The organism is Bacillota bacterium (assembly GCA_029961055.1).
Taxonomy (GTDB): Bacteria; Bacillota; Sulfobacillia; order JAIMAT01; family JAIMAT01; genus JAIMAT01.
This window is the reverse complement of the sequence record JASBVM010000030.1, coordinates 1-8,372: the sequence shown is the minus strand read 5'-3', so window position 1 is coordinate 8,372 and position 8,372 is coordinate 1. Positions and strand designations below refer to the sequence as shown.

Sequence of the window (8,372 nt, the reverse complement as noted above, 5' to 3'; positions counted from 1 at the left end):
GGATCGCCTGCCGCGCGGCGGCGCCGTTCTGCTCCGGGTGGTCGAGCAGTACGTCGAGAGCCCAGCCGGTCCCCTGGATCTGGCCGGCGAGCAGCCGGTGGAAGCCCGCGAAGACCAGGAAGCGGCCGCCCTCGTCGAGCTGGAACGGGGGCAGCTCCGCGTCGGCCTCGAAGGGGTCGAGCGCGCCGTTCCACGCCGCGCGCAGCGCCTGCGCGTCTGCGAAGCTCCGCGCCCCCTTGTGAAGGGACGCCTTCCGCCGCCGGGCGGTTCCCTCCGGGCCTCGATCTCCCCGCGGGCCATTGGGCCAGGCCTGCTCCGACGCGCTCTCGAGTTCGGAAGCGGGTCCGCCGACGGAGCGGAGCCCGTGCGGAAGGAAGGTGAGGGGCGTCGCCCCCAGGCCGCGCACATGGCTCCGGAAGCTCGGCGAGTCCAGGCGGGCCTCCAGACGTCCTCACCCTCGGTCCGGTCCCGGTCGCTCGCCTCCACGGGAGGAAGCAGCCCCTTCACCTTCGACCGGCTCCAGCCGTCCGCCGCGCGGGGAGGGCGGCCCCGAGCGGCCGCTGCTCCCGCCTTCATCCGGACGGGCAGGAAGCCCCCCCGGTTCCCGTGGAATGCCTACCAGCAGACCTCCCCGGGGGTACCCGCCCCTGGAGCCCGGGACAGGGGGGATGGGCTTGCCGTTCCTGGCCGACCTCTTCGCCGTGCCGCTGGCCGGACAGCCGCTGGGGCGCTGGCTCCTGGCGCTGCTGCTGACCGTCGTCCTCGACGTCGCCCTGGTGCTGGTGCGCGACTGGGGCGCGCGCCTGCTGGAGGCCTGGGCGCGGCGGGGCGGCGGGGCGCTGGGCGACTTCCTGGCGAGGGAGCTGCTCCGCCGCACCAGCCGGCTGGTGCTGCTGGTGGTGGCCGTGGGGGCCGGCTCGCTGGCCGTCTGGCTGCCGCCGCGGGCGGAGGCGCTGGTGCGGGCGGCCGTGCTGGTGGCCGTCTGGCTCCAGGTGGGGATCTGGGGCAGCCGCACCCTCCGCTGGTGGATGCCGCGCTGGCTGGGCGGCCGCGGCGAAGGGGAGATGGAGCCGGAGATCGCCTCCGTCGCCTCGATCCTCACCGCCGGCGCGCTGGCGCTCCTCTGGACGCTGGTCGTGCTGATGGTGATCAGCTCGCTGGGCGTCAACGTGACGGCGCTGGTCACCGGCCTGGGCATCGGCGGCGTGGCCGTCGCCCTGGCGCTGCAGAACATCCTGGGCGACCTCTTCGCCTCGGTCTCCATCGCGCTGGACAAACCCTTCCTGGTCGGCGACTTCATCGTCACGCAGGACTTCCAGGGGACGGTGGAGCGCATCGGGTGGAAGACGACGCGGCTCAGGAGCCTCTCGGGCGAACTCCTGGTCATCCCCAACGGCGACCTGGCCAAGGCGCGGATCCGCAACTACCGCGACATGCCGCGGCGGCGCGTCCAGTTCACCTTCGGCGTGCCCCACGGCACCGAGCGCGAGAAGCTGGAGGCGATCCCCGCCTGGGTCCGCCAGATCGTGGACGGGATCGCCGAGGCGCGCTTCGACCGCACCCACCTGGCCCGGATCACGGAGAACTGGCTGGAGTTCGAGACGGTCTACTACGTGCTCAGCGGCGACTACACCCTCTACATGGACGTCCAGCAGAGGATCAACCTGGCGCTCTACCGGCGCCTGGAGGAGGCGGGGGTGGGCTTCGCCCGGCCCGCGCAGACGATCCGGGTCGAGCGGCCGGCCGGGGAGCGGTGAGACGGCCACCGGGCGCGGCAGACTTCCTACACCGCCAGCCGCCGATCGCGGGGGTGGGCGGGCCCCGCCGCCCGCCGCCCGGTAGACCACGTAGCGCCGCCACAGGTAGGGCAGGGGCAGGCTCCAGACGTGGACCAGCCGGGTGAAGGGCCAGGCGGCGAAGAGCGCGAAGGCGGCCAGGACGTGGAGCTGGTAGCCCAGCGGCACGCCCGCCATCCGCCGCGGGTCCGGGCGGAAGAGGAGCAGGCCCCGCAGCCAGGGGCCGAGGCTGAAGCGGTAGTCGTACTCCGCCACCAGGAGGTTGTGGCCGAGGGTGTTGTAGAGGCCGAGCCCCATCACCAGCGCCAGGAGCGCGAGCGCCACAAAGTCCGCGGGGCTGCTCGTCCGGCGGACGCGGGCGACGCGCAGGCGGCGGTAGGCCAGGACGAGGAGGCCCGCGAAGGCGGCGGCGCCGGCCAGGCCGCCCGCGGCGACGGCCATGCGGTGGTACAGGACGTCGGAGACCCCCAGGCTCCGGTAGAGCCGGGCGGGGACGAGGAGACCCGCCACGTGCCCCAGGAAGACGAACAGGATCCCCCAGTGGAAGAGCTGGCTCCCCCAGCGCAAGAGCCGCTTCTCCAGGAGCTCGCTGGAGCGCGCCGTCCAGCCGTACGGGTCGCCGGCGTAGCGGTAGAGGTGGCCGACCACGAAGACCGCCACCGCCAGGTAGGGGTAGATGACCCAGAGGAACTGTTGCCAGAGGTTCACCGCGCCCGCCTCCCCTCCGGCGCGTCCAGGCCGACCGTCTCCACGGCCGGCGGGCCGGCGCGCAGGTGTTCGATCTCGGCCTCCGCCTCCGGCGGGGCGGGCCGGAGGAGATCCAGGACGGCCTCCACCGCTGCCGCGTAGGGGCTGCCCGCCTCCCGCAGGCGCTCGCCCACCAGCCGGAGGGGCGAGCGGAAGCGCTCCAGCAGGGCGAGGCCGAGCGCGGGTTCGCGGGCGGCGAACTCCAGCATGAGGGGCAGGTGGTCGGGCAGCTCGCCCTCCGGCACGGCGTAGCCCGCGCCCGCGTAGACCTGCTTCAGCGCCACCAGCGCCGTCCCGCGGGCCCGCTGCTCCCCGAAGCGGTGGTAGGTCAGGTGGAGCGTCGTCTCGGCGCGGAAGTCGAAGTCGGCCACGTACCGCTCCTGCCGGCGGGCGAGCGGCGTCGCCTCCACCCACGCCAGGAAGGGCTCCAGCCGCTCCCGCAGCCGCTCCGCCCGCGACCCGAGCTCCCTGGCCACGGCCGCCTGTTCCTCGCCGGGGTAGGCGAGGAGGGAGGCCAGCCCGGCCAGGCAGTCCGCCCGCCGGCCCGGCCCCGGCGCCGCGCCGGACCCGGCCCCGCCGGCCGCCGGCTCGCGCCCTTCGCTCATGCCTTCTCCCTCCTCCGCTGCAGGTGGAAAGAGGGGTCGGTGCCCTCCGGGCCGCGGAGCGGCGCGCCGCAGCGGCCCGGACCGCCCGCGAACTCCAGGCCGCAGGCGCCCTGCTCGGCCATCAGGTCCCCGGCCAGCTCCCTGTGCGCCGGCGGCACCACGAAGCGCTCCTCGTACCTGGCCAGCGCCAGCAGGCGGACCATCCGCTCCACGGCCTCCGGGGTGAGACCGGCCCGGGCCAGGAGCGCCGCGTCCGGCTCCAGGCCCAGGTTCTTCGCCCGCATGGCGGTGCGCAGGGCGGCCAGCTTGCGCAGCACGCCGCGCACCACCTCGGCGTCGCCCGCCGCCAGCAGGTTGGCCAGGTACTCCACCGGCACGCGCAGCTGGTCGATGGCCGGGAAGATGTCGTCGGGCCGCGCCGTCGCGCCCTCGCCCTCGATGCGGTTGACGATCGGGCTGAGCGGCGGCACGTACCAGACCATGGGCAGCGTCCGGTACTCCGGGTGGAGGGGCAGCGCGATCCCCCACTCCACCGCCAGCGGGTAGACGGGCGAGCGCCGCGCCGCCTCGAGCCAGTCCTCGGGGATCCCTTCCTGGCGCGCCGCGGCGATCACCTCGGGGTCGGACGGGTCGAGGAAGAGCGAGCGCTGCGCGGCCAGGAGGTCCCGCTCGTCGGGCACCGAGGCCGCCTCGCGCACGCGCTCGGCGTCGTAGAGGAGGAGTCCCAGGTAGCGGATCCGGCCCACGCAGGTCTCCGAGCAGATGGTGGGCAGCCCGGCCTCGATGCGCGGGTAGCAGAGCGTGCACTTCTCCGCCTTGTGCGTCTTCCAGTTGAAGTAGACCTTCTTGTACGGGCAGCTGGAGACGCAGAAGCGCCAGCCGCGGCAGACCTCCTGGTCGACCAGCACGATGCCGTCCTCGTCGCGCTTGTACATCGCGCCCGAGGGGCAGGCGGCGACGCAGGAGGGGTTGAGGCAGTGCTCGCAGATGCGCGGGAGATAGAACAGGAAGGCCTGCTCGTACTCGAAGCGGATCGCTTCCTCGAGCCCCGCCAGGTCCGGGTCGCGCGGCCCCGTCTCCGGCGTGCCGGCCAGGTCGTCCTCCCAGTTGGGCCCCCAGGTGATCTCCGTCGCCTCGCCGGTGAGCGCCGAGCGCGGCTCGGCCACCGGCTGGTGCCGGCCGGCGGGGCTCCCCGCCAGCCTCTCGTAGTCGTAGGTCCAGGGCTCGTAGTAGTCGTCCAGCGCGGGCAGGGCGGGGTTGAAGAAGATCTCCAGGAGGCGGCGCCAACGCGGCCCGGCGCGCAGCTCCAGGCGGCCGTCGCGCAGCTCCCAGCCGCCCCGGTACCGCTCCTGGTTCTCCCACTCCTTCGGGTAGCCGACGCCGGGCTTGGTCTCCACGTTGTTGAACCAGATGGTCTCGGCGCCCGGGCGGTTGGTCCAGGTGTTCTTGCAGGTGACGCTGCAGGTGTGGCAGCCGATGCACTTGTCCAGGTTCATCACCATGGCCACCTGCACCTTAACCTTCAAGCCGGCTCACCTCCCGGAGCTTGCGGATGACCACGGTCTCGTCGCGCTGGTTGCCGGTGGGGCCGTAGTAGTTGAAGCCGTAGCTCAGCTGGGCGTAGCCGCCGATCATGTGCGTCGGCTTGACGTGGATGCGCGTCAGGCTGTTGTGGGCGCCGCCGGGCTCCCCGGTGATGGGGCTCGGCGGCACGTGGACCGTCCGGTCCTGGGCGTGGTACTGGAAGGCGACGCCGCGGGGCAGGCGGTGGCTGACCACGGCGCGCGCCACGACGACGCCGTTCCGGTTGAAGCACTCGATCCAGTCGTTGTCCGCGATGCCGGCGGCCGCCGCGTCGTCCTTGTTCAGCCAGACCGTGGGCCCGCCGCGGAAGAGCGTCAGCATGGGCAGGTTGTCGGCGAAGGTGCTGTGGATGCCCCACTTGCCGTGCGGCGTCAGGTAGCGGAGCGTCAGCTCGAGACGCCCGTCGCCGGCCGGTCGCCCCTCCCCCGGCAGGAAGGAGGCGAAGGCGAGCGGCCCCCGGTAGACCGGCAGCCCCTCGCCGAAGTCGAGGATCAGCTCGTGGTCCAGGTAGAACTGCTGCCGCCCGGTCAGCGTCCGCCAGGGCACCAGCCGCTCCACGTTGACCGTGAAGGGCGAGTAGCGCCGGTCGCCCTTCTCGATGCCGCTCCAGACGGGCGAGGTGAGCACCCGGCGCGGCTGCGCCGTCAGGTCGGCGAGGTGGAAGTGCTCCGCCTCCTCGCCCTCGGCCAGGTCGCGCAGGGCGACCCCGGTCTTCGCCTCCAGCGCCGCCCACTGCTTGACCGCCACCCGGCCGTGGCTCGTGCCCGAGAGCGTCAGGATCGCCTGGGCCACCTGCCGGTCCTCCTCCAGCCGCGGGCAGCCCTGCGCGGGGCCGGGCGCGGCGACGGTGCCCAGCATGCGGCCCAGCTCCTCGTACTCCTCCGCCGCCGGCCAGGCGATCCCCTTCGCCGCCAGGCCGCGCTCGCGCACCAGCGGGCCCAGCGCCGTCATCTTCTCGTGGACGCGGGCGTAGTCGCGCCGCACCACCACCAGGCGGGGGAGCGTGCGACCGGGCACCGGCTCCGTCTCGCCCTTCCTCCAGTCGCGGATGCGGCCCAGCGGCTGCGCCAGCTCGTCGGGCGAGTCGTGCAGGAGCGGCACGGCCACCAGGTCGCGCGCCTCCGGCAGGTGGCGCGCGGCCAGCTCCGAGAAGACCCGCGCCAGGCCGCGGAAGGCGTCCCAGTCCGAGCGCGCCTCCCAGGGCGGCGCGATGGCCGGGTTGAAGGTGTGCAGGAAGGGGTGCATGTCGGTGCTGCTCAGGTCGTGCTTCTCGTACCAGGTGGCGGCGGGCAGGAGGACGTCGGAGTAGAGCGCCGTGCCCGACATGCGGAAGTCCAGCGTGACCAGGAGGTCGAGCTTCCCCTCGGGCGCCCTCTCCCGCCAGGCCACCTCCCGCGGCCGCAGCCCCTCGCCCTCCGCGGCCAGGACGGCGTGGTCCGCGCCCAGGAGGTGCTTCAGGAAGTACTCGTGCCCCTTGCCGCTGGAGGTGAGGAGGTTGGCGCGCCAGACGAAGAGGAGGCGCGGGAAGTTCTCCGGCGCGTCGGGGTCCTCGGCGGCGAAGCGGAGGCTCCCCTCGCGCAGGCGGCGAACCACGTGCGCCACCACTTCCTCGTCGCTCCGCGCCCCGCTCGCCTCGGCCTCCCGCACCAGGGCGAGCGGGTTGGCGCCGAACTGCGGGTAGGAGGGGAGCCAGCCCAGCCGCGCGGCCAGCGCGTTGGTGTCGGCGAAGTGGAGGCGCCCGTAGGGCCCGGCCAGGGGCGAGGCCATGGAGGCGGCGTCCGTCTCCTCGTAGCGCCACTGGTCGGTGGCCAGGTAGAAGAAGGAGGTGCCGTTCTGCTGCCGCGGCGGGCGCGACCAGTCGGAGGCGAAGGCGAGCGTCGCCCACGCCTCGGCCGGGCGGACCTTCTCCTGCCCCACGTAGTGCGCCCAGCCGCCCCCGTTGACACCCTGCGCGCCGGTGAGGAGGACCAGGTTGAGCATCGCCCGGTAGAGGGTGTCGCTGTGGTACCAGTGGTTGGTGCCGGCGCCCATCAGGATCATGGAGCGGCCGCGGGTGAGCGCGGCGTTCTCGGCGAACTCGCGCGCCACGCGGATCGCCAGGCGCCGGTCGACGCCGGTGATGGCCTCCTGCCAGGCCGGGGTGTAGGGGCGGGGGTCGTCGTAGCCCGCCGGGTAGTCGCCGGGCAGGCCGCGTCCCAGGCCCGCCTGGGCCAGGAGCAGGTCGAAGACCGTGGTCACGTAGGTCCCGTCCGTCCCGCCCGGATCGGCGACGCGCACCGCGGGCACCGAGCGGCGCAGGAGGGCGGGCGCGCCGTCGCCGAAGTAGGCCAGCTCCACCGGCAGGACGGCCTCCTCCCGCCCGAGGAGCGTCAGCGCCGGGTCGACGGGGCGCCCGTCCCCCGTCTCCAGCTTCAGGTTCCAGCGCCCCTCCTCGCTCCAGCGGAAGCCGAGGCTGCCGTTGGGCACGGCCGGCGCGCCCGCGGCGGCGTCCCAGACCAGCGTCTTCCACTCGGCGTGGGGCTCCTCCAGACCCAGGTCGCTCGCCCGCAGGAAGCGGTCGGGCACCCAGGCCTCCCCGTGCTTCCGCAGCCGCACCAGGCAGGGCAGGTCGGTGTAGCGCCTGGCGTAGTCGGTGAAGTACGGCGTCTCGCGCTCGAGGTAGAACTCCCTCAGGATGACGTGGGTCATGGCCATGGCCAGCGCCCCGTCGGTCCCCGGCCGCGCCGGCAGCCACTGGTCGGCGAACTTGACCACCTCGGCGTAGTCCGGGCTGACCGCCACCACCTTCGCCCCGCGGTAGCGCGCCTCGACCAGGAAGTGCGCGTCCGGCGTCCGCGTCATGGGCACGTTGGTGCCCCAGACGATCAGGTAGGAGGCGTTGTACCAGTCGCCGCTCTCCGGCACGTCGGTCTGCTCGCCCCAGACCTGCGGCGAGGCCGGCGGCAGGTCGGCGTACCAGTCGTAGAAGCTGAGCATCACCCCGCCCAGCAGCGAGAGGAAGCGCGCCCCGGAGGCGTAGCTGACCATGGACATGGCGGGGATCGGCGTGAACCCGAAGATGCGGTCGGGTCCGTACTCGCGCAGCGTGTAGACGAGGGAGGCGGCGATCAGCCGGTACGCCTCCTCCCAGCCGACGCGCACCAGGCCGCCCTTGCCGCGCGCCTTCCGGTAGGCGGCGCGCTTGGCCGGATCCGCCTGCAGGCGCGCCCAGGCCGCGACGGGGTCGCCCTGCGCCTCGCGCAGCGCTTCCTGCCAGAGCTCCCAGAGCACGCCGCGCACGTACGGGTGCTTGACCCGCAGCGGGCTGTACGTGTACCAGGAGAAGCTGGCGCCCCGGGGGCAGCCCCTGGGCTCGTACTCCGGCATGTCGGGGCCGTTGGTGGGGTAGTCGGTCTCCTGGGTCTCCCAGGTGATGATGCCGTCCTTGACGTAGACCTTCCAGCTGCACGAGCCGGTGCAGTTGACGCCGTGCGTGGAGCGGACCACCTTGTCGTGCTGCCAGCGGGCGCGGTACGCCTCCTCCCAGTCGCGGTCGAGGGGGCTCAGCTCGCTCCAGCCGTCGGCGACCGGCTCGCCGCGGCGGAGGAGCAGCCCGAGCCTGCGCAGTGAACGCCCACCGCTCACCTTTCCAACCCCTCTC

The 8,372-nt window shown here is 73.7% G+C and carries 5 protein-coding genes and 1 pseudogene; 1 reads left to right on the top strand and 5 read right to left on the bottom strand.

What is annotated here, in order from left to right; genetic code table 11:
- Positions 1 to 406, bottom strand: a 406-nt coding sequence (locus tag QJR14_08030) for a hypothetical protein (protein ID MDI3317545.1), incomplete at its 3' end; no start/stop codon positions are given.
- A 262-nt stretch (positions 407 to 668) separates the two neighbouring features.
- On the opposite strand from QJR14_08030, the gene QJR14_08025 reads away from it, so the two are divergent.
- Entirely contained in the window at positions 669 to 1,757 is a 1,089-nt protein-coding gene (locus QJR14_08025; GenBank protein ID MDI3317544.1) for a mechanosensitive ion channel family protein, read from the top strand.
- Between the two features lie 78 nt (positions 1,758 to 1,835).
- On the opposite strand, the pseudogene narI reads toward QJR14_08025, so the two are convergent.
- The 4 genes and pseudogenes from narI to QJR14_08005 form a co-directional block, all read right to left on the bottom strand.
- Positions 1,836 to 2,504: pseudogene (narI, locus tag QJR14_08020) on the bottom strand (respiratory nitrate reductase subunit gamma).
- The gene (narJ, locus tag QJR14_08015) at positions 2,501 to 3,148 is read right to left on the bottom strand and encodes a nitrate reductase molybdenum cofactor assembly chaperone (protein MDI3317543.1); all 648 of its coding nucleotides are present in this window, start codon (positions 3,146 to 3,148) and stop codon (positions 2,501 to 2,503) included. The pseudogene narI and the gene narJ overlap by 4 nt, the downstream one beginning before the upstream one ends.
- The gene (gene narH, locus QJR14_08010; GenBank protein MDI3317542.1) at positions 3,145 to 4,674 is read right to left on the bottom strand and encodes a nitrate reductase subunit beta; all 1,530 of its coding nucleotides are present in this window, start codon (positions 4,672 to 4,674) and stop codon (positions 3,145 to 3,147) included. Before narH ends, narJ begins: the two co-directional genes overlap by 4 nt.
- Positions 4,664 to 8,356 carry a nitrate reductase subunit alpha gene (locus tag QJR14_08005; protein MDI3317541.1) on the bottom strand — a complete coding sequence of 1,231 codons (3,693 nt, stop codon included), beginning with the start codon at positions 8,354 to 8,356 and terminating at the stop codon, positions 4,664 to 4,666. The genes narH and QJR14_08005 overlap by 11 nt, the downstream gene beginning before the upstream one ends.
- Positions 8,357 to 8,372: the final 16 nt, after the last annotated feature.

What these genes read in the sequence shown, in the direction of transcription:
- QJR14_08025 (MDI3317544.1), top strand. Translation starts at nt 669, where the DNA reads ATGGGCTTGCCGTTCCTGGCCGACCTCTTCGCCGTGCCGCTGGCCGGA.
- narJ (MDI3317543.1), bottom strand. Translation starts at nt 3,148, where the DNA reads ATGAGCGAAGGGCGCGAGCCGGCGGCCGGCGGGGCCGGGTCCGGCGCG.